This is a genomic window from Oscillospiraceae bacterium, from assembly GCA_025757985.1.
GTDB lineage: Bacteria > Bacillota > Clostridia > Oscillospirales > Ruminococcaceae > Gemmiger.
On record CP107210.1, the window covers coordinates 1133497 to 1153173 of the forward strand.

A 19677-nucleotide genomic window follows, 5' to 3' on the forward strand; every position below is an offset into this window, starting at 1 on the left:
TTCCCCCTCTGTATATATTTACCCTTCTAAAATCTCATCCAGCGCGGTGAGGAACCGCTGCATCTGGTCGGGGGTGCCGATCGTGATGCGCAGGTAGCCGGAGATGCGCGGGGCATTGAAATGGCGAATCAGGATGCCGCGGTCACGGAGTTTTTCAAAAATTTCCCGGCAGGGCATCCGGTCGGTTGCGGCAAACAGGAAGTTTGTGGACGAGTCGAACACGGTGAAACCGCGCCTGCGCAGCTCGGCGGTGGTGCGGGTGCGCTCGGCGATGACCTTCGCCGTTACATCAGCAAAATAAGCCTCATCGGAGATGGCGGCTACACCGGCGGCCTGGGTCATCGAATTGACATTGTAGGGGCTGTAGCTGAATTTGACGCGGTTCATGTCGGCAATCAGCTCCGGCCGCGCGATGCAGAAGCCCAGCCGCGCACCCGCGAGATTGTGGGTCTTGGAAAAGGTGTGGGTAATGACAAGGTTGTCATATTTGTCCAAAAGCGGCAGACAGGATGAGCCGGCCGGCGCGAACTCGACATAGGTTTCATCGACGATCACAATGTTATCTGGGTTTGTTTTCAGCACTTCCTCAATGGCCGCGACCGGGGCCAGCAGGCTGGTCGGGGCGTTGGGGTTGGCGATGACGATCGTTTCATGCAGACCGCAGTATTTGGTAAGGTTGATGGTCAGATCGTCCTCCAGCGGGAGAATGTGCTGCGGAATATGTAAAAGGTCACACAGTACCGTGTAAAAGCTGTAGGTCACATCGGCAAAGGCCAGCGGTGTGTTCTCATCGCAGAAGGCCCGCAGCGCAAGCAGCAGGTTTTCATCGCTGCCGTTGCCGCAGAGGATGTTTTCCGGTCTGACGCCCCAATGCCTGGCAATGGCGGCGTTCAGGTCGCCGTTGGTCAAATCGGAGTACAGCCGCAGCCCCGGCACCGCCGCCGCCACCGCCGCCGCCACGCCGGGAGCGGGCGGGTACGGGTTTTCGTTGGCGTTGAGCTTGACAATATCAGCGATTTTGAGTTGTTCGCCGGGGGTATATGGCTCCAGCGACGCGAGGGTTTTGGTAAAATAACGGCTCATGGGTGTTTCTCCCCCTCCGGAATATAAAACCGGTCAAGATGCCATTTGGCGGGGTTTTCTTCGATGTAGCGCCAGATGGTGTCATAGTCGAGTTGGTCGCGGATGATGTGGTCGTAATACCCGCGCTGCCACAGTTGTGTGTCTGCTGCGCGGTTTGTCATGCGCTTGAGCGTGGAAACAAATGCCGGAATGGATTGATTGGCACGCACGGTTGTAGGGGGCGGCGTCCTCGACGCCCCGGTCGGGCTTTGCGTGACTGCAACAATCAAATGGATATGATTCGGCATGACCACAAATTTTTCAATTTGCAAACCCGGGTAAAAATTTTCCATGGCTTCAATTTGCGCGATAACAATTTTACCGTGCGGCGACGGCAGCGTGCGCGGGGCGTCGAGGACGCCGCCCCCTACGACACGGCCGAAAACTTTTGCTTTATCTCGGGAACAAATCGTGATGAAATACGCGCCGACTGTGCCATAATCAAATTGCGGCAAACGGTTGGATTTTCGTTTCGGAAAACCATCCATCACTCAAACCGTATCGTCACACTCTTGGCGTGGGCGTGCAGGCCCTCGTGCTCGGCAAAATCGGCGATGCGTCCCTGCACCTCGCCCAAGGCTTCGCGGGTGTAGTAGATAAAGCTCGACTTCTTGACGAAATCGTCCACGCCCAGAGGGCTGGAAAAACGCGCTGTGCCGCTGGTGGGCAGCGTGTGGTTCGGGCCGGCAAAATAGTCGCCCAGCGCCTCGGGTACATTCTTGCCAAGGAAGATGCTGCCGGCGTTCTGCACCGAGTTCAGCACGGCAAACGGGTCGTCCACGCAGATCTCCAGATGCTCGGGGGCGATGATATTCACGGCCTCGATGGCTTTGCGCATGTCATCGGTCACGATGATCTTGCCGTTGGTGTCCACGCTCGCGCGGGCGATGGCGGCGCGGGGCAGCTGCGGGATCTGTACCTCCAGCTCGGCCTGCACGGCCTTGGCCAGCTCCCAGCTGTCGGTGACAAGCACGGGGCTGGCCAGCTTGTCATGCTCGGCCTGGCTCAGAAGGTCGGCGGCCACCCACGCGGGGTTGCAGCTGCTGTCTGCCAGAACAAGAATTTCGGACGGTCCTGCGATCATATCAATGCCGACCTTGCCGAACACCTTGCGCTTGGCGGTGGCAACATAGATGTTGCCGGGGCCGACGATCTTGTCCACGGCGGGAACACTCTCGGTGCCATAAGCCAGCGCGGCTACGGCCTGTGCGCCGCCCGTCTTGAAAATTAAATCAATGCCCGCAATGACCGCCGCCGCCAGAATGGCGGGGTTTACCTTGCCGTCCCGCCCTGCGGGGGTTGTCATGACGATCTGCTTGACGCCCGCGACCTTGGCCGGGATGACATCCATCAAAACGGTTGAGGGGTAGGCAGCCGTGCCGCCCGGCACATAGACGCCGGCGCGCTGGATGGGGGTGTACTTCTGCCCCAGCACGATGCCGGGGGTGTCGTTGACTACGAAATTTTTGTGCAGCTGCTGCTCATGGAAGCGGCGGATATTCCCGGCGGCCATCTTCAGGGTCGTGATAAACTCCGGATCAGTCTTTTCCAGCTCGGCAAACGCCTCATCGATCTCGGCCTGGCTGACCCGCACATCGGTCAATTCGGCGTGGTCAAATTTGGCGGCGTATTCGATCAGGGCGGCATCGCCGCGGGCGCGCACATCGGCGATGATGGCGTCAACGGTGGCCTCCACATCGGCTTCGGCGCGGATGTCGCGGTTGAGGATCTCCTCGGGGCGTACCTCATCAAAATCATACAGACGGATCATCTTGCAAGGGCCTCCTTCATCTTGTTCAGCAGTTCTGTCAGCTGGGCGTATTTGAATTTATAGCTCGCCTTGTTGGCGATGAACCGGGCCGAGATCGGCATAAATTCCTCGATAACGGTCAGGTCGTTCTCCTTCAGGGTCGTGCCGGTCTCCACAATGTCAACGATCACATCGGACAGCCCCAGAATCGGGGCCAGCTCGATCGAGCCGTTCAGCTTGATAATATCAATGTCGCGGCCGCGGCGTGCATAGTGGCTGCGGGCGATGTTGACAAACTTTGTGGCCACCCGCAGTGCGCGGCTTTCGTCATCGGCAAAGGTGGCGGGACCGGCCACGCACATACGGCATTTGCCCATGCCGGTATCCAGCAGCTCATAGACATCCGCGCCCGACTCGGTCAGGATGTCCTTGCCCACAATGCCGATGTCCGCTGCGCCGTGCTCGACATAAATGGCAACATCACTCGGCTTGACGAGGAAATACCGCACGCAGGCATCGGGGTTTTCCACCACCAGCCTGCGGGTGTCGTTGTAATCCTCGGTGGCGCTGTAGCCCGCGCCCGCCAGCAGCTTGTAGGCCTTGTCGCCAAGGCGGCCCTTCGGCAGGGCGATGTTCAGCCAGATTTTTTCGCCGCCCTGCTGCTGCACGGGGGGCAGCGGTGCGGCCAGGCGCTCCAACTCGTCCAGATAGATGGCGAAGCCGATGGCGTTGGCCCCCGGCGTGAACCGCTGCATCAGGTAATCGTAGCGGCCGCCCTTCAGCACGGCGCGGGGAATGCCCGCCACATAGCCGGTAAAGACAAGGCCGTTGTAATACTCCATCTCATCGGCCATGCTCAGATCCAGCTGGGTGCCGCGCCCAGCCTCGCCCAAGGCGTTCTGCAGCGACTGCAGCTCATCTAGGGCGGCGCGCTGGGCCTCGCACCGGCAGGCGGCGCGCGCGGCGGTCAGTGTAGCACCCATGGGGCCGTGCAGTGCCAGCAGTCCGGTCAGGGCCTCGGCAGCGGACGCATCCAGCCCGGCATCTAGCGCGGCGGTGCGAAGCTCATGGGCGTTTTTGGCCCGCAGGAAATCAAGGATTTTGCCTCGTGCTTCGGCGGGCACCGCCAGCGCATCCAGCAGCGCGGTCAGATAACCCATGTGGCTGAGCTCCAGCACGGTGGGAACTTCCAGCGCGGCAAGGCTTTGCAGCGCCAGCCGCACAACGGCGGCCTGTTCATCGGCGTCTACGGCACCCATGCTCTCCAAACCCATCTGGTGGATGGTCTGGAAGGTGTGGCTCTCCCGGCTGGGGCGGCAGACCTCCTCATTATAATAAAAGCGCTTGCACTCCCCGGCGGCGGGCTGCGCCGTCTTGGCGATGGACAGCGTAACATCGGGCTTGATGGCGCGCAGCTTGCCGTCCAGATCGGTGAAGGTGATGACCTGCGAGTCCGGCAGGAAGCGCTGATATTCCTGATACAGCGCGTATTCCTCAAACCGGGAGGCGCGGTATTTGCGGTAGCCGGCCTGCTCATACAGGGCGCGCAGACGGAAGGTCGCCTGCTCGGCGGGGGTAAAGCTCTTGAGTTCGATCTCCATAACATTCCTACCTCTCTGATCCGATACAAATTCTATTATACTTTACTGCACTAAAGCTGTAAAGTGCTTTTGTAGTAAAATCGCGGACATTTGTGCGCGGAAATCGCGGCTGCGGTGCGGCGGCCAGAGGACTGGCCGCCCTACGGCCGTGGCACTTGTGTAGGGCGGGCAGTCCCCTGCCCGCTGCGGCGCGATCCCGCAGCAACAAATACAAAAAGGCGCACCTTTGCCATAAAACAAAGATGCGCCTTGTGCGTTTGGTATATCAGCCCTTGCAGCCCTGCTCCTCCCAGTCGCCTGCCACAGCGGGGTCAACGATCTGGGTGGGGTCGATCTTGCCGTCCGCCGTGCGGGGGGCCTCCGTGTGGCCCAGCTCAACCGGGTTCACATTCGGGGCGTCAAAGTCGGCAGCCTTCGGGGTGGGGGTTTCTTCAACTTCCGCGGATTCCTCGGGCTGTGCAGTTTCGGCGGGGGCGGCAGGTTCCTCAGGTGCGGCAGCGGGGGCAGGTTCAGCCACAGCAGACGCATCCTCGTCGGCGGGCTCGGCGGACTCGGTCTCAGGCTCGACCTCGTCCTCCGGGCCCACAATATGCTCATACTCCTCGCCGTGCTCACGGTTTTTCAGGACATAAGCGGCAGCGCCCAAGGCAGCGGCACCCACGGCCAGACCGGCCAGTTTTTTCAGTAAAGACATGGTCAAAACCTCTTTTCGAGTGAAATTCATTTGTTTGCGGTTAGTATACCACAGCTTATTTCAAATTACAAGTGCTGTTTCCTACAACTGCGGTGTGAAAATGTGGACGGTTTTCATACAATGTACAACTTGCCGAATGTTGACGCGCGTGGTATGATGGTACACGAATTTTCGGTAAAAGAGGGTTATTGCGTGAAGTATATTTTCCAGTTTGCCCGCATCACGGCGTTCTGCCTGGCGGGCGAGGTACTGGCGGCGGTGCTGCCGCTGCCGATTCCGGCCAGTGTGTACGGCCTTTTGCTGATGGTCGCTGCGCTCAAAACCGGGCTGCTCAAGCTGGAGCAGGTGCGGGAGACGGGGCTGTTTTTGACCGGCATCTTCCCGCTGCTGTTCGTCCCGGCGGCGGCCGGCGTTATGGAGCTGGGCAGCCAGCTTATCAACCTGCTGCTGCCCGCCGTGCTGGCCATCGTGCCGGTCACGGCGCTGGTCATGGCAGTCACCGGCATGGTGGCGCAGAAATGCGCAGGCGGAAAGGAGCATAAAAATGGCTGAGTTTTTGCAGCAGTGCGGCAGCTGGGGCGTGCTGGCCACGCTGGCAGCCTATGCCGCTGGCGTCTGGGTCAACCGCAAGACGGGCAAGGCCCTGTTCAATCCCCTGCTGATGGGCAGCATCTTCGTCATCGTGTTTTTGAGCTGCTTCGGCATGCCCTACGCCGATTACAAGGCCAGCGCCCAGCCTGTAAGCTGGCTGTTGATGCCCGCCACAGTCAGTCTGGCCATCCCCCTGTATGAAAAGTGGGAGCTGCTGGAGAAGAATCTGGCCGCCATCTTTGCATCGATCGCGGCGGGCGTGCTGACGAGTCTGGGCAGCGTGCTGGCCATGGCGTGGGTGCTGCGGCTTGAGCGCGCCCATGCGGTGAGCTTTCTGCCCAAGTCTGTCACGACAGCCATCGGCATGGATGTGGCCGAAACGCTGGGCGGCACAGCCGCGCTGGCCGGGGCGGTCATCATCCTGACAGGCATCGTCGGTAGCCTGCTGGGCGAGACGGTGTGCAAGGTCTGCCATATTACAGACCCGCTGGCCAAGGGGCTGGCGCTGGGTACCTCGGCCCACGCCATCGGCACGAGCAAGGCCCTGCAGATGGGCGAGATCGAGGGCGCGATGAGCGGGCTGGCGATTGCCGTGGCGGGCATCATGACCGCGCTTCTGGCACCGGTGGCGGCGAACTTCCTGCCGTGAAAGGCGTATTCGGCAGCGCGGCGTGCTCAAAAATAGCCCCCATCATGATGCACATCCGCGCTTTCCAGCCCCATGGAGACGCCCAGCGCCTCATCCACGCGGCGCATGTCATCGGGCGGGATGCAGCCGGCGCGCTCGCGCAGGCGGCGCTTGTCTAGCGTGCGGATCTGCTCGGTTAGGATGATGCTGTCCTTTGCCAGACCGCAGCGGTCGGCCCGCACATTGATGTGGGTGGGCAGGCGGTTTTTGTCCTGACGGCTTGTGATGGCGGCTGCAATGACGGTGGGGCTGTGCCGGTTGCCGATCTCATTCTGTATGATAAGTACCGGCCGTATGCCCCCCTGCTCCGATCCCACGACAGGGCTCAGGTCGGCGTAAAAAACCTCTCCGCGGTGTACTTCCATAGAAAAGACCTCCTTTTGCTTGTTACTGAAAGTATAAGCAGAGGGAGGTCTTTTTAATCATCGGCTGTGATTTTTGCGGCGAGTGCATCGCCTTTTTCACAGAGGGTGCGGAACAGCTTTGTTTTTTCGAGCGGGCGCATGACAAGCGCGGTGCGGGCAGCATCCACCGCCGCACAGCCGAGGAATACAGCCGCCACCGCAAACAGCGTGTAGCCGACCGAGCCGTGGTGCGCCTGCGCTTGCAGGATCCCGTTCCAGAGGAAGCCCCGGAACGCGGGGATCTGGTGCAGAATGTAGACGCCGAGCGTTGTGCCGGACAGGGCGTTGATCCACCGGACAGAGCCTAAGGACAGCCCCTTGAACAGATAAAACAGCGCCAGTGCGGCCAGCAGGTTGGGCAGTGCGCCCAGCGCGGTGCGGTAGTAGGCAATGTACTGAAACGCTTTGCCGTTGGTCAGGCCGCGCATTTCAAGCACTGCGCGCACAGCGGTGTTGACGAGCGGCAGCCCCAGCCCGAGGAGCAGCGCAGCGCAGCGGCGCTGCAGAAGCCGCGTCAGACGGTTGTCCGGATAGCGGCGCAGATAGGCGATGAGCAGATACTCATACAAAAACATCCAAGCGGTATCGCCGGTAAGGCCGTTCTCCGCGAACAGGGTCGGGTAGACGAGCAGCGGCACGGCCAGCACCGCCAGCACACCGCGCTGCGCTGCGCGCGGCAGCCCGTGCAGCAGCCGGTTCAGCAGCGGCACACAGAGCAGCAGCAGCAGATAATCCGAGATGAACCACAGCTGCCGCGTGGACGCCGGAAAGAGCGCCCAGCGCAGTGCGCCGAGTGAGACATCCAGCCCGCCCAGACGGCAGAGCAGCGTCACAGGCACGGTGTAGAGCCAGAGCGACAGCCAGAGCGAGAGCGGGCGGCGGGTCTTGTACTGCTGTTCACACAGGAACCACCCGCCGATGAGGATGAACACGCTGCAGGCGATGCGCGACCCGCAGCCGATCAGACAGAACGCGAAGGAGGACGGCAGCGTGGTATAGTCCGCAATGCCGCCCTGCCCGGTCAGATGGTCGCCGATGATAAGCAGCATGCAAAGGATGCGCAGCAGCTCCAGATTGCTGCTGCGCGCGGTTTTACCGGGCATAGGTCACCTCCGTGAAAGAATAGACAACGCCTATACTTTCTCCAAAATCACAATCGCATTTGCCAGACCGCGCTCATGGGTCAGGCTGAGATGGACGGTCACGCCCTGCTCGGCAGCCCACGCGGCGGCGGGGCCGGTCAGCGCAAAATAGGGCGCACCGCTTTCCCGGCGCAGTACGGCCAGATCGCAGAGGGCAAAGCCGCCCAGCCCGGTGCCGACAGCCTTCAAAAAGGCCTCCTTGGCCGCAAAATTGGCGGCTGCGGTCTCGGCACGGCGCTTTTCGCCTAAGGCGGAGAACAGGGCTTGCTCCGCCGGTGCAAACACATGGTCGAGAAAGCTCGGCTTTGCAAGGCTTTTTTCGATGCGGTCTGCGTCACACAGGTCTATGCCAACTCCCCATATCATACGGTTGCAGCCTCCAGCAGGGCCTCCCGCTCGTTGGGCAGGCGGCCCTCCATAACGGCGGTAAGCAGTGTTTGCAGTGTTGCGCCGACGCCGGGCCCGGCGGGGATGCCCGCAGCCATCAGGTCGGCACCGTTGACGGCCAGCTGACGCATTGTGTAGCAGCTGGTCTTGGCAAGCTCGTCCATGCGGCAGGCGAAGCGCTCAACCTCGGCGCGGCGGGCCGCGACCTCCGGTGTCGCGGCGTGGGCGTCCAGATCGGCGTATTTCAGCACACAGAGCCGCCGCAGGAAGATCGCCCCGCTGCGGTTCAGCAGCTTGAGGATGCCCGCATCGTCGGCGGGCAGCGGGGCATCATGGACGGCGATCAGCCCCACCGCGCCGTCCGTGAGGTAGGCGGGGGCCTTGAGGCGGCGCAGGATCGTGCGGGCAGCCTGCGCCCCCCGCTGGTTGTGCCCCTTGAAATGCGCCGCGCCGTCGGGGCCGACTGTGCGGCACTGCGGCTTGGCAATGTCATGCAAAAAGGTAGCCCAGCACAGCACCCGCACGCCGCGGGTGTCCTGCCCGTGCAGGTCAAGTGCGGCCACAGCGGCGGCCGAATGCTGCCACACATCGTAGCAGTGCCACCGCCCCGGCTGGGTGCAGCCGATGCAGGGCAGGATCTCCGGCACCACGCCGCCCAGAATCTCGCCGTACTGCGCAAGCGTTTTCCCGGCGCCGGGGGCCAGCAGCAGGCCGTCCAGCTCGGCGTAGAGCCGCTCGGCGCTGACAGTGCGCAGGGTGTCGCGGGCCGCCAGCGCGGCGGCAGCGGTAGCAGGCTCCAGCGTAAAGCCGAGCTTTGCGGTAAACCGCAGGGCCCGCAGGATGCGCAGCGCGTCCTCGGCAAAGCGGTCGGCGGGTGCGCCGACACACCGCACGATACAGGCGGCCAGATCACGGCGGCCGCCGTAGAGATCGATGATCCCTTCGCCGGGGGCGTAAGCCATGGCGTTGACGGTGAAGTCCCGCCGCGCAAGGTCGGCGGCAAGGTCGTCCACAAACTGCACGCTGTCGGGGTGGCGGTGGTCGCGGTAGCTGCCGTCCAGCCGGTAGGTCGTGATCTCATACGGCTTGCCGTGCAGGATGACCGCTACTGTGCCGTGCTTTTCGCCGGTCAGGATAAGCCGCTGGTCATGGAAGATCGCCCGCAGCTGGTCGGGCCGGGCGGAGGTGCAGATGTCCCAGTCGCCGGGCAGACGGCCCAGCAGGCTGTCGCGCACGCAGCCGCCCACCACATAGGCACTGTGCCCGGCGGCGCGCAGCGTCTGCAGCAGCCGGTAAGCATCACGCGGCAGGTGTATCGTATCGCGGCTCATGCGGTTCTCCCTCCCCTCTCGGCGTTTTTGCGGTTTATGCCTCGGTGTGCGTCCACTCCTGCGTCAGGTCCACGATGCAGGCCAGACTGTCCTCCTCGTCCTTGAGCGAAGCGACCTTGGCAGCGGCCTTTTCGGCGTCCTCCATCCAGGTCAGGATAAAATAGTTTTCCGCAGGCACGGCGTAGTAGACCCATGCGCCGTCGGCGCGCAGCATATCGGGCAGATGGTCGAGCTCATCGTCCAGCAGGCCCTGGCCCTCCTCGCCGTAGATCATCTCAGGGCCGACCTGCAGAGAGTCGATCACATTGATGCTGGAATTGATGTAGGTGTCGCGGTCAACGGCCTTTTCGCCGGCCTCCCACGCGCTGGCAAAGGCCTTGACCAGCAATTCACGGACCTCGAGCTTATCGTCACCGGATTTGTACATGATAAATTCCCTCTTTTGTATTGATATATAAAAACAGTATAGCACAATTTTACGAAATATGATATGGTTATTTTACGAAAAGTATTGACCTTCCAGTGGGTGCAGGGTGTAAGGTGAGGGTGAAAGGAGCGTGATGTCATGAACATCAAGCAGGCAGCGGAGCAATCGGGCGTGTCCGCCCGCAATATCCGCTATTATGAGCAGGCCGGGCTGCTGACCCCCGCCCGCAACCCGGGAAATGAGTATCGCATCTATTCGCAGGCGGATGTACGCGCACTGAAGCTGATCCGGATGCTGCGCACACTGGATATGCCGGTCGAGGAGATCGGCACGGTGCTGAACGGCACCCTGCCGCTGGCCGAGGCTGCCGAGCGCCAGCGCCAACGGCTGGAGGCCGAGCAGCAAAAGCTGGCGGCGGCGGCCGCCTTCTGCACGGAGCTGGCCGCCGGCGACCGAACGGCGGCGGAGCTGGATGTGGACAGCTGCCTTGAGCGGATGGACTCCCCTGCCCCGGCGGGCGGCTGGTTTACCGGCTGGGTGCAGGACTACCGGAAAATGGCGGCTGCCGAGCATAAGCGGCAGTTTACCTTTACGCCGGACACCGCCATTGCAACCCCGCAGGAGTTTACCGCCGAGCTGTTGGCCTGGGCGGCGAACTGCGGCGAAGAGATCGTCATCACCCACGAGGGCATGACGCCGCGTTTTATGCTGGACGGCATCGAGTACAAGGCCGTGCGGTATTCAAGCCATGTGCGCAATATCCCGATCCTGCGGGTGCGGTGCGAGGTGTGTGATCCATCGGTGCTGGCGGCGGAGGGCGACCCGAAGCGGCTGCGGGTGCAGAGATTTCTGCACTACGGCCTGCCGGTGCTTGTATGCCTTGTACTGGCGGTGGTTTGGGTCTGCACCCGGAATATGCCGCTTTGGCCCGACAAGGCGGCTATGCTGCTGGCGCTGGGCGCTCTCGGCATCGGGTACGGCTTCCGCGGGTGGTATCTCTATTACAACGACCGGGACCAATAAAAAACGGGAGGCAGCGCAGGCTGTCTCCCATTTGATTTATCCCAGCAGCAGCTTGTGCAGCTCGTCCACCGTGTCAGCCAGAGCAGCGGCCCCGGCGGCGGTCAGCTCCTCGGCCGTGCCGTAGCCGTAGACGGCCCCGATGCAGGGCAGGCCGTTTTTCTTGGCACCCAGCACATCATGCTCGCGGTCGCCGACCATGACGGCGCGGCTCTTGTCAGTGATGCCTGCCGTTTCCAGTGCGTAGGCAATGACCTCGGCCTTGTCGGTGCGGGTCTCATCAAGCGTGGCACCGCAGATGAAATCGCAGTACTGCGCCAGACCGAAATGCTCCAGAATACGCCGGGCATACGCCTCCGGCTTGCTGGTGGCGATGATGACCGTTTTCCCGGCAGCTTTTATATCGGCCAGCAGGGCCGGGATGCCCGGGTAGACCTCATTCTCAAACAGGCCCTTTGTGGGGAAATACTCCCGGAAGGCGCTGACGGCGCGGTCGGCCCCGGCAGCGTCCAGCCCCATCAGCTCCCGGAAGGAGGCGATAAGCGGCGGGCCGAGAAAGCGGCGCAGCGTCTCCTCGCCGGGGATAGGCAGTCCAAGCTTGCGGCAGGCGTAGCGCACGGAGTTCAGGATACCCGGGGCGGAGTCCGTCAGCGTGCCGTCCAGATCAAACAAGATGATTGTATAGTCCTGCATGGGTGTACCTCAGTTGAACTTGAAGATCTTCTGGGCAATGCGGTAGCCGCCGATGCTGATCTTGCTGCCAAGCCAGCCGGGCAGGTTGCAGCCCTCCGCCACCGAGAAGCGGCAACGGCGGTAGAGGTGGCCGTCGTGCGCCTTGAGGTCGTCCCACAGCTGGCGGCGCTTTGCCAGCGCCTCCTTGCTGCCGTCCAGCGTCAGGAAGATGCTGGAGATCGCCATCATCATTGAGAAATAGTTCAGCATGTAGGCGCGCAGCTTGTCCTGCTCCGGCGGCAGGGCATAGACATCGACCGCGTTCATCATAATGCGGGTGACGCGCAGCTGCTGGTCAACGCGCTTGATCATGTTAGCCTCGTTGACGCTCTGATCCTCGCGCCCGATGAAGTAGCGGTAGAGGTCAAGGTTCATGTAGTAGATGGTTTTGACCTGCGGCAGCGGCTGGTAGACAAAGATATTGTCAACATAGAAGGTGTGCTTGGGCAGCTCCATGCCGCTGCGGCGCAGCACCTCGGTGCGGTAGATGACGCTGTGCATCAGGATGTTTTTGTTCGGCGGGAACTTGCCGATCTCGTTCCAATGGAAGACGCGGCCCTCGGGCAGGATGCCCTTGTAGTCCACGACATTCTGGGTGTTGTCAACCACATGCTCGTAGACATAGTTCGCCATCATCAAATCAAGCGGCTGTTCATCGCCGAGGTGGGCGCGCAGCTCGGTCAGGACCTTCTGCAGGGCATCGGTGTCCAGCCAGTCATCGGAGTCCACGACCTTGAAGTAGACGCCGGTGGCATTGCGGATGCCCTGATTGACGCCCTCGCCGTGGCCGCCGTTCTCCTGATGGATGACGCGGACGATGGTGGGGTACTTTTCGGCGTAGGCATCGGCAATCTTGCCGGTGTCGTCCTTGGAGCCGTCATCCACAAGGATGATCTCGGCGTCCTCCCCCGCGGTGAGCAGGGTCTCGATGCAATGGTCCATATATGCGGCCGAGTTGTAGCACGGCACGGTAAAGGTGATAAGTTTCATAGGTCGCTCCTTTTGAAAGGCATAATATACTTAGTATAGAATACCGTGTTTTGACGAAAAAAACAAGTAAAAGTTTTTGGGGAGACTGCCCTGTAGGGGCCGGGCATGCCCGGCCTGGCTGTGTAAGGCAGGCGATTGCTTGTGGAAAGGCTGCGGGCCGGACATGTCCGGCCCCTACAAAGAATACGACTCAGGGGCGGTTTGTATTGCAGCTGCAAAAAAAATACCCCGGCACGGGGCTTGCGGGCCGTGCCGGAGCTTGGAGGTTAAGCGGCTTTAAAAAAGCTCGTTGCGATTGTAATTGTGGATGCCCGAAGGGATCACATCATTGTAAACATCCTCCGGCAAGCCGTAGGGGCGCTCAGGCTCCAAAAAACCGTACATCCATTTGGCCAAAGTGTGCATCTTCAACATTGCAACCCCATCTCCTTTCCTAGTGTAGGGCAGTGTATATCGGGAGGCTTTCCGCTTCCCTCTTTCTGTCTTTATTATATGCGAAGGAGCTTGCTTTTGCAAGCTGCAATTTGTACAAAGTTACAAAAGTTATTTGTATATATTCCACTATTTCGGCATAGTGTACATATTCGCGTGGCAACTGTGCGCACTACGCGGACAACTCCTCCCATGCCTCCTGCATGGTGTCCGCAGAAAAAAGAAACTCGCCGCTCTCGGAAAAGACCTCGATGTGGCCGCCGACATAACGAAACTGCTGGGTCATGGTGTGTACCGCCTTTCTTATCTGGTATGATCTCAGTATACCAGACAGACGGTACGATAATTTGGACTTTAACTGTCGGACAGGGAATTTTGAGGGTGATAAACGGTACTTTCTACGCCCCGCAGCACAAAGATGACCCACCCGCAGAGCAAAAACCAGTAAAAGGAGTACCGCGGGCAGATAAGCCCGGCCACATTCCCCCACTCGGCGGTATAGTCCCACACCTCGGTGTGCAGCAGGCTGCGGCAGACTGCCCCCACCGCCAGCTCCAGCCCGCTGACGCCGGCTGCGCCCAGGGCGGCGGCCCCGGCCAGCGGCAGCGGTGCAGCAGCCAGCTTTTGCAAAAGGCAGAGGCAGGCCCCGCCCGCTGCGAACATCGTCCAGTGGGTAGTGCCCCGCCAGGCCAGCTCGAGCGCAGCATAGGCCCCGCCGCCCAGAAAAAACAATGAAAGCTGCTCCAACATACAAAATCCCCCCGCACAAGCTGTGTGACCACAGTATGTGCAGGGGGTGCGGGCTGTAACCGTTTTGTAAGGATGGTGGGAGTTTTTGGGAAGAAATGCCTTCCCCCTTGGGGGAAGGTGGGCGTGGCCCCGACCACGCTCGGATGAGGGAGAACTCGCCATAGTATCTCATAAACGGACGGTATTGGCAAGCCTGCCCCTCATCAGCCGCCTGCGGGCGGCAGCTTCCCCCAAGGGGGAAGCCGGAGATTTTTTACTTCGACAGCTTCTTCAGCAGTGCGCTTCTGGTATCCCAAAGCTTCTGGCTCAGGTCCACATAGTAGCGGTGGGGGTTCTCAAAGCGCTTGACCTCATCCCACAGGGTATTGATCTGCGCCTTGCAGAACTTGCGGATGTCATCAAGGCTGGGCGAGGTGTAGACGCGCTGGCCGTGATCATAGATGAGGGTGGACAGGCAGCGCGCCGTGCAGTTGACATAGGTGCATTCCTTCCATGTCTCGATCGGGTCAAACAGCGTGATGCCATGCTGCGTTTCCACCGCCTCATCGGCCATCGTGATAAGGTCAGCCATCGCCTTGCCGTCCTGATCATAGATACGCCAGACCTTTTTCAGGCAGGGGATCGTCATCTTCTCCGCAGATTCGGACAGCTTCATCTTGGGGGTGTAGCTGCCGTCGTCCTCTTTCACGGCGGCCAGCTTGTACACGCCGCCGAACACGGGGTCGCTCTTGGCGGTGATCATATTCTCGCCGATGCCGAAGCTGTCCACGCGGGCACCCTGCAGGATCAGGTCGCGGACGATGTACTCATCCAGAGAGTTCGACGCGCAGATCGTACAGTCGGGGTAGCCGGCCTCATCAAGCATCTTGCGGGCCTTCTTGGACAGGTAGGCGATGTCGCCGGAGTCGATGCGGATGCCCTTGGGGCGCTTGCCCATCGGCTTGAGCACCTCATCAAAGACCTTGATCGCATCGGGCACGCCGTGGCGCAGCACATTGTAGGTGTCCACCAGCAGCACGCAGGCATCGGGGTACAGCTCAGCGTATTTTTTGAAGGCATCATACTCGGTCGGGAACATCTGGACCCAGCTGTGTGCCATCGTGCCGGAGGCCGGGATGCCGAAGTCGCGCGCGGCCATGACGCAGGAGGTGGAGCCGCAGCCGCCGATGTAGGAGGCGCGCGCGCCGAAGTAGGCAGCGTCATACCCTTGCGCGCGGCGTGCGCCGAACTCCATGACCGGGCGGCCGGCAGCGGAGCGGACGATGCGGCTGGCCTTGGTGGCGATCAGGCACTGATGGTTGAAGGTGACGAGCAGCAGCGTTTCCAGCAGCTGGCACTCGATGGCAGGGCCCTCGACCGTGACAATCGGCTCCTGCGGGAAGATCGGCATGCCCTCCTCAATGGCCCAGATGTTGCAGTGCAGCTTGAAGTTGGCCAGATAGTTCAGAAACTTTTCATCAAAGGTCTTGGTGGAGCGCAGGTAGGTGATGTCCTCGTCGGTAAATTTCAGATGATCCACCGCATCAATGAACTGCTGCAGACCGGCCATGACGGCGTAGCCGCCGCCGTCCGGCACGCGGCGGAAGAACATATCAAAGACGGCGATCTTATCGACATAGCCCTCGTCCAGATAGCCTGCCGACATGGTAAGCTCATAAAAATCGGTCATGGTGGTCAGATTGCGCTTTACATCCAACATGGTAAAAACCTCCATTGATTCGGCTTACATTTCCTTGCTCCAGATACGCAGGATGCGGCCGACGGTAAAAATCAGATAGACGCCGATGACGAGCATCGTCAGCATGACGACTACCTTGCAATACGTGCTGGAAAAAAACTCCCGCACGCGGGACAGCGTATACAAAAGCTGATTGCGCGAGACATCGCTGCCCGCGATCAGGTCTGTGGTACCGATGATCTCGCCCTGAATGGTCAGTGTCACGGTGCCCACGACATCGCCCTGCCGGATGGGGGCGGGCAGCTGATCCGGCACATGGAATACCTGCTCGGTCAGGGCTGCGCCGCCCTCCCGTGGCAGCAGGGTCATCATGTTATCGACCGGGTAAAGCATGACGGTGTCGGCCTGTGTGGAGTAGGCAACCCGGACCTCGGTGATGGGCTGGGTGGGGTCCAGCGCGGGGGCGATGGTGTAGGTCGCAAACACCCAGTCCATCAGGGTGCCGGTCTCAAGCAGGGCGGGGCGGCCGCCCTCATCGCTTTCCATCGGCACATTCAGCACAACGCTGATGTAGCTTTCACCGTCCTGGCTGTGCCAGCCCGCAAAGTTCTGCCATTCGCCAAGGCTGCCGGTCTTGCCGCCCTTGGTGTAGTCCCGGTGGTAGCTGCTGTTGGTGATGAGCTTGTCGGTGTTCTGCAAAATATAGGTGCCGGGTGTTGTGTAGCGGCTGTTGGTGCCCATGTCGTAGGTCGGGGTGCCGGCAACGGTGGCAAACACATCGTAGGCCGTCAGCGCCCGCAGGATCAGGTAGGCATCCCGCGCGGTGGTGATGTTGTTGGGGTTCAGGCCGCAGGGGTCCACAAAGGTCGTGCCAGTGCAGCCTATGGCGGCGGCCTCGTCGTTCATCATCGCAACAAAGTTGTCAATGCTGCCGCCGCCCATATAGTCGGCCACGATGTAGGCAGCCTCGTTGCCGCTGGGCAGCAGCATGGCGTACAGCAGATTGCGCAGGCTCTGCGTCTCGCCCCGGCGGATGTCAGCGGTCGAGGCGTTGGTGCTTTGCTCCCAGATCAGATCATAGATATAACTCGGCGCAGTCAGGCTGATCGAGTCGAGCTGGTCTTGATAGCTTTCCAGCAGAAGCAGCGTTGTCATCATCTTGGTCAGGCTCGCAGCCGAAAGCGGCACCTCGCTGTTTTTGTCATAGACAACGATGTTTGTGTCGAGGTTGACCACATAGGCAGCCGGGGCCGTAAGTGCCGGGGCTGTGTCAGAGAGGGCAGCACTCTCCCCTTCTGCGGCCGCCGGCAGGGCCAGCACCACAATAAGCACGAAGGAAAAGAGTATCGCGCAGAATTTTTTCATAGGCAAAATTTCCTTTATGGCAATACCGCATAATTCTAAGTGCCGATACGGCGAGCGAGGTGCGGCAGCTGCTAAGCCAAAAGCGCAGATAATACTGGATGTCTTATCGAGCATTTTGGCAACGCAGATGCCGTGCCGCAGCCGCCGGAGCGGTGCTTAAGCCGTCAGGCGGGAATTGTGCGGTGTTGCCTTATATAATTACCTATCAGTATACCAAAATTGAAGGGAAAATAAAAGGGAGGAAACAGAATTTATAGGGGCAAGATGCCTTCCCCCTTTGGGGGAAGGTGGGCGCGGCCCTGACCGCGCCCGGATGAGGGGGAACTTGCCGGGAAATCCCGCTTGCGGATTGCCTGTGGGAAACTCTGCCCCTCATCAGCCGCCTGCGGGCGGCAGCTTCCCCCAAAGGGGGAAGCCAAAAAACCTAATTCATCGCCCCGGCGGTCTCAAACAGCCGCTCCACCTCATCGGAGAGCGCACGGTGGGCCGGGTCGATGAGGTTCGGATCCTTCGCAAGCAGGGCCTTGGCCTCGTCCTGTGCGACCCGCAGTGTTTTGGTGTCCTGCACAAGATCTGCGACCCGCAGCGTCGGCAGGCCGTGCTGGGCGGCGCCGAAGAAATCACCCGGGCCGCGCGTTTCCAGATCGTACTTTGCCACGGCAAAGCCGTCCGGGGTGCGGCACAAAAACTGCAGCCGCTCCCGCACCGGCTCATTCACATTGTCAGAGATCAAAATGCAGCAGGAGTCTGCCGCGCCGCGGCCCACGCGCCCGCGCAGCTGGTGCAGGGCCGACAGGCCGAACCGCTCGGCGTTCTCAATGACCATGACCGTGGCGTTGGGGACATCGACGCCGACCTCGATGACGGTGGTCGAGACCAGCACATCCAGCTCCCCTGCCTTGAATTTCTGCATGACCTCGTCCTTTTCCTTGGGTTTGAGCTTGCCGTGCAGCAGGCCGATGCGGCGGTGGGGCAGCAGCGCACAGGCGGTCTCGGTATAATAGGTCGTCACGGCCTGCAGGCCGCCGGAGGTCTCGTTTTCCTCAATGGCGGGGCAGACGATGTACACCTGATGCCCGGCCTCGATCTGCTTGTCGAGAAAGCCGTACATGTCCCGCCGCTTTTTGCCGGTGATGAACCATGTCTTGACCGGCTTGCGGCCGGGGGGCAGTTCGTCCAGCACGGAGATGTCGAGGTCGCCGTACATCAAAAGCCCCAGCGTGCGCGGGATGGGCGTTGCGCTCATGACCAGCAGATGCGGGCTTTGTGCCTTACCGGCCAGCAGGCCGCGCTGCCGCACGCCGAAGCGGTGCTGCTCGTCCACGATGGCAAGGCCGAGATTTTTAAATTCCACCGTATCGGTTAAAACCGCATGGGTGCCGACAACAAGACCGGCGCGGCCGTCCGCAATGGCCGACAGTGCGATGCGCCTCTCCTTGGCCTTCATGCCGCCGACCAGCAGTGTGACATTGACGCCGAACGGCTCAAGCCGGTCGGCCAGCGTTGCGGCGTGCTGCCGGGCCAAGATCTCAGTCGGGGCCAGCAGGGCGCTCTGCCAGCCGTTTTGGGCGGCAAACCAGATGGCCGCAGCGGCAACGAGTGTCTTGCCGCTGCCGACATCGCCCTGCAAAAGCCGGTTCATCGGCACCTCGCCGCACAGGTCGCTCACGATCTCCTCGGTCGAGCGGCGCTGCGCCCCGGTGGGCGGGTACGGCAGACTGCGCCAGAACGGCCCCAGATCCAGCGGGTGCATCGGTGCGCTGGTCCGGTTGCGCCCGTGGCTGCGCAAAAGAAAGATGCCGATCTGCAGCAGATACAGCTCCTCAAAGATGAGCCTGCGCCTTGCGGCGGCGAGGTCGGCGGCATTCTGCGGGGCATGGATGGCCCGCACCGCCTGCGCTTTGGCGGGCATCCGGTAGCGGGTCAGCAGCGCAGGGGGCAGCGGGTCGGTCAGCTCGTCCGCAAAGGCAAGCGCCGCGTGGGCGCAGGCCGCATGGCGGCTGGCAGGCAGCCCCTCTGTGCCGGGGTAGACCGCCACGAAGGGGCAGGCCGCAACCTGTGCCTCGGTGCGCACCAGCGGGTGCAGCAGCTCGCGGCGGGTCAGCGCCCCGCCGATGCGCCCCTCAAAGTAGTAGCTCTCCCCCACCGTGAGATTGTCGGCCGCGTAGGCCGCGTTGAACCATGTCAGGGTCAGGATGCCGGAATCATCCGCCGCAAGCACGCGGCTCATGACGCGCCCGCCGGTGATGCGGCGGGGCGGCTCCTTCTGCAGCACGGTGGCGCGCACGCAGCAGTCGGTGTCATAGGGTGCTGACACAACGGTGTAGGGCTGGGTGTAGTCAATGTATTTGCGCGGGTAGCACAAAAGCAGGTCGCGGATGGTATAGATGCCGAGCTTTTCAAACTTTTTGGCAAAGGCCGGGCCGACACCCTTGAGGTATTGGACGGAATCGTTGATGGTGGCCATCGCGGGACCTCCTTTCGCGGAAGGTTGCTGTGTAGGGGCCGATTCTCGTCATCGGCCCGCGGGGCAAATTATATACCAAAAAAGGCGAACTCGGTTCGCTCCCAAA

At 61.2% G+C, this 19677-nt stretch carries 20 protein-coding genes; 3 read left to right on the top strand and 17 right to left on the bottom strand.

The genetic code is table 11. From position 1 onward, the window contains the following. Nucleotides 1–18 precede the first annotated feature (18 nt). From hisC to OGM67_05760, 5 genes are all read right to left on the bottom strand, one after another. A complete protein-coding gene (gene hisC, locus OGM67_05740; GenBank protein UYJ35811.1) occupies nt 19–1083 on the bottom strand; it encodes a histidinol-phosphate transaminase in 1065 nt (354 codons plus the stop codon). Continuing rightward, the gene (locus OGM67_05745) at nt 1080–1610 is read right to left on the bottom strand and encodes a transposase (GenBank protein UYJ36196.1); all 531 of its coding nucleotides are present in this window, start codon (nt 1608–1610) and stop codon (nt 1080–1082) included. Before OGM67_05745 ends, hisC begins: the two co-directional genes overlap by 4 nt. Continuing rightward, on the bottom strand, nt 1610–2893 hold the full coding sequence (gene hisD, locus OGM67_05750; GenBank protein ID UYJ35812.1) for a histidinol dehydrogenase: 1284 nt from the start codon (nt 2891–2893) through the stop codon (nt 1610–1612). The genes OGM67_05745 and hisD overlap by 1 nt, the downstream gene beginning before the upstream one ends. Continuing rightward, nucleotides 2890–4473 carry an ATP phosphoribosyltransferase gene (gene hisG, locus OGM67_05755; GenBank protein ID UYJ35813.1) on the bottom strand — a complete coding sequence of 528 codons (1584 nt, stop codon included), beginning with the start codon at nt 4471–4473 and terminating at the stop codon, nt 2890–2892. The genes hisD and hisG overlap by 4 nt, the downstream gene beginning before the upstream one ends. A gap of 265 nt (nt 4474–4738) precedes the next feature. Then, the gene (locus OGM67_05760; protein ID UYJ35814.1) at nt 4739–5167 is read right to left on the bottom strand and encodes a hypothetical protein; all 429 of its coding nucleotides are present in this window, start codon (nt 5165–5167) and stop codon (nt 4739–4741) included. A gap of 192 nt (nt 5168–5359) precedes the next feature. Here OGM67_05760 and OGM67_05765 point away from each other — a divergent pair, with 192 nt between their 5' ends. Both OGM67_05765 and OGM67_05770 read left to right on the top strand, forming a co-directional pair. Next, the gene (locus OGM67_05765) at nt 5360–5719 is read left to right on the top strand and encodes a CidA/LrgA family protein (GenBank protein UYJ35815.1); all 360 of its coding nucleotides are present in this window, start codon (nt 5360–5362) and stop codon (nt 5717–5719) included. Then, a complete protein-coding gene (locus OGM67_05770; GenBank protein ID UYJ35816.1) occupies nt 5712–6407 on the top strand; it encodes an LrgB family protein in 696 nt (231 codons plus the stop codon). The genes OGM67_05765 and OGM67_05770 overlap by 8 nt, the downstream gene beginning before the upstream one ends. Before the next feature lie 26 nt (nt 6408–6433). On the opposite strand, the gene OGM67_05775 is transcribed toward OGM67_05770, so the two are convergent. From OGM67_05775 to OGM67_05795, 5 genes are read right to left on the bottom strand one after another with little or no spacing between them, the layout of a single operon-like run. Continuing rightward, nucleotides 6434–6811 carry a type II toxin-antitoxin system PemK/MazF family toxin gene (locus OGM67_05775; protein UYJ35817.1) on the bottom strand — a complete coding sequence of 126 codons (378 nt, stop codon included), beginning with the start codon at nt 6809–6811 and terminating at the stop codon, nt 6434–6436. Between the two features lie 53 nt (nt 6812–6864). Continuing rightward, nucleotides 6865–7953, bottom strand: a complete 1089-nt coding sequence (locus tag OGM67_05780) for an acyltransferase (GenBank protein UYJ35818.1) — start codon at nt 7951–7953, stop codon at nt 6865–6867. A 30-nt stretch (nt 7954–7983) separates the two neighbouring features. Then, the gene (gene acpS / locus OGM67_05785) at nt 7984–8358 is read right to left on the bottom strand and encodes a holo-ACP synthase (protein ID UYJ35819.1); all 375 of its coding nucleotides are present in this window, start codon (nt 8356–8358) and stop codon (nt 7984–7986) included. After that, on the bottom strand, nt 8355–9710 hold the full coding sequence (locus OGM67_05790; GenBank protein UYJ35820.1) for a tRNA nucleotidyltransferase: 1356 nt from the start codon (nt 9708–9710) through the stop codon (nt 8355–8357). The genes acpS and OGM67_05790 overlap by 4 nt, the downstream gene beginning before the upstream one ends. Before the next feature lie 34 nt (nt 9711–9744). Next, on the bottom strand, nt 9745–10137 hold the full coding sequence (locus OGM67_05795; protein UYJ35821.1) for a hypothetical protein: 393 nt from the start codon (nt 10135–10137) through the stop codon (nt 9745–9747). A 138-nt stretch (nt 10138–10275) separates the two neighbouring features. Between OGM67_05795 and OGM67_05800 the strand changes: the two genes are divergently transcribed. Further along, nucleotides 10276–11160, top strand: a complete 885-nt coding sequence (locus OGM67_05800) for a MerR family transcriptional regulator (GenBank protein UYJ35822.1) — start codon at nt 10276–10278, stop codon at nt 11158–11160. Nucleotides 11161–11196: 36 nt separating this feature from the next. Here OGM67_05800 and OGM67_05805 read toward each other — a convergent pair whose 3' ends face one another. The 7 genes from OGM67_05805 to recG form a co-directional block, all read right to left on the bottom strand. After that, nucleotides 11197–11850: an HAD family hydrolase gene (locus OGM67_05805; GenBank protein ID UYJ35823.1), complete on the bottom strand. Its 654-nt coding sequence runs from the start codon at nt 11848–11850 to the stop codon at nt 11197–11199. Nucleotides 11851–11859: 9 nt separating this feature from the next. Further along, on the bottom strand, nt 11860–12879 hold the full coding sequence (locus tag OGM67_05810; protein ID UYJ35824.1) for a glycosyltransferase family 2 protein: 1020 nt from the start codon (nt 12877–12879) through the stop codon (nt 11860–11862). Nucleotides 12880–13155: 276 nt separating this feature from the next. Continuing rightward, nucleotides 13156–13293, bottom strand: a complete 138-nt coding sequence (locus OGM67_05815) for a hypothetical protein (GenBank protein ID UYJ35825.1) — start codon at nt 13291–13293, stop codon at nt 13156–13158. A 372-nt stretch (nt 13294–13665) separates the two neighbouring features. After that, on the bottom strand, nt 13666–14061 hold the full coding sequence (locus OGM67_05820) for a putative ABC transporter permease (GenBank protein ID UYJ35826.1): 396 nt from the start codon (nt 14059–14061) through the stop codon (nt 13666–13668). A 253-nt stretch (nt 14062–14314) separates the two neighbouring features. Beyond that, entirely contained in the window at nt 14315–15760 is a 1446-nt protein-coding gene (locus tag OGM67_05825; GenBank protein ID UYJ35827.1) for a nicotinate phosphoribosyltransferase, read from the bottom strand. 24 nt (nt 15761–15784) lie between these two features. Then, nucleotides 15785–17104: a serine hydrolase gene (locus OGM67_05830; GenBank protein UYJ35828.1), complete on the bottom strand. Its 1320-nt coding sequence runs from the start codon at nt 17102–17104 to the stop codon at nt 15785–15787. Between the two features lie 424 nt (nt 17105–17528). Further along, a complete protein-coding gene (gene recG, locus OGM67_05835; GenBank protein UYJ35829.1) occupies nt 17529–19571 on the bottom strand; it encodes an ATP-dependent DNA helicase RecG in 2043 nt (680 codons plus the stop codon). Nucleotides 19572–19677 lie beyond the last annotated feature (106 nt).

Coding starts and splice junctions, on each gene's coding strand:
- hisC (UYJ35811.1), bottom strand. CDS start 1,083: ATGAGCCGTTATTTTACCAAAACCCTCGCGTCGCTGGAGCCATATACC.
- OGM67_05745 (UYJ36196.1), bottom strand. CDS start 1,610: ATGGATGGTTTTCCGAAACGAAAATCCAACCGTTTGCCGCAATTTGAT.
- hisD (UYJ35812.1), bottom strand. CDS start 2,893: ATGATCCGTCTGTATGATTTTGATGAGGTACGCCCCGAGGAGATCCTC.
- hisG (UYJ35813.1), bottom strand. CDS start 4,473: ATGGAGATCGAACTCAAGAGCTTTACCCCCGCCGAGCAGGCGACCTTC.
- OGM67_05760 (UYJ35814.1), bottom strand. CDS start 5,167: ATGTCTTTACTGAAAAAACTGGCCGGTCTGGCCGTGGGTGCCGCTGCC.
- OGM67_05770 (UYJ35816.1), top strand. CDS start 5,712: ATGGCTGAGTTTTTGCAGCAGTGCGGCAGCTGGGGCGTGCTGGCCACG.
- OGM67_05775 (UYJ35817.1), bottom strand. CDS start 6,811: ATGGAAGTACACCGCGGAGAGGTTTTTTACGCCGACCTGAGCCCTGTC.
- OGM67_05780 (UYJ35818.1), bottom strand. CDS start 7,953: ATGCCCGGTAAAACCGCGCGCAGCAGCAATCTGGAGCTGCTGCGCATC.
- acpS (UYJ35819.1), bottom strand. CDS start 8,358: ATGATATGGGGAGTTGGCATAGACCTGTGTGACGCAGACCGCATCGAA.
- OGM67_05790 (UYJ35820.1), bottom strand. CDS start 9,710: ATGAGCCGCGATACGATACACCTGCCGCGTGATGCTTACCGGCTGCTG.
- OGM67_05795 (UYJ35821.1), bottom strand. CDS start 10,137: ATGTACAAATCCGGTGACGATAAGCTCGAGGTCCGTGAATTGCTGGTC.
- OGM67_05800 (UYJ35822.1), top strand. CDS start 10,276: ATGAACATCAAGCAGGCAGCGGAGCAATCGGGCGTGTCCGCCCGCAAT.
- OGM67_05805 (UYJ35823.1), bottom strand. CDS start 11,850: ATGCAGGACTATACAATCATCTTGTTTGATCTGGACGGCACGCTGACG.
- OGM67_05810 (UYJ35824.1), bottom strand. CDS start 12,879: ATGAAACTTATCACCTTTACCGTGCCGTGCTACAACTCGGCCGCATAT.
- OGM67_05815 (UYJ35825.1), bottom strand. CDS start 13,293: ATGTTGAAGATGCACACTTTGGCCAAATGGATGTACGGTTTTTTGGAG.
- OGM67_05820 (UYJ35826.1), bottom strand. CDS start 14,061: ATGTTGGAGCAGCTTTCATTGTTTTTTCTGGGCGGCGGGGCCTATGCT.
- OGM67_05825 (UYJ35827.1), bottom strand. CDS start 15,760: ATGTTGGATGTAAAGCGCAATCTGACCACCATGACCGATTTTTATGAG.
- OGM67_05830 (UYJ35828.1), bottom strand. CDS start 17,104: ATGAAAAAATTCTGCGCGATACTCTTTTCCTTCGTGCTTATTGTGGTG.
- recG (UYJ35829.1), bottom strand. CDS start 19,571: ATGGCCACCATCAACGATTCCGTCCAATACCTCAAGGGTGTCGGCCCG.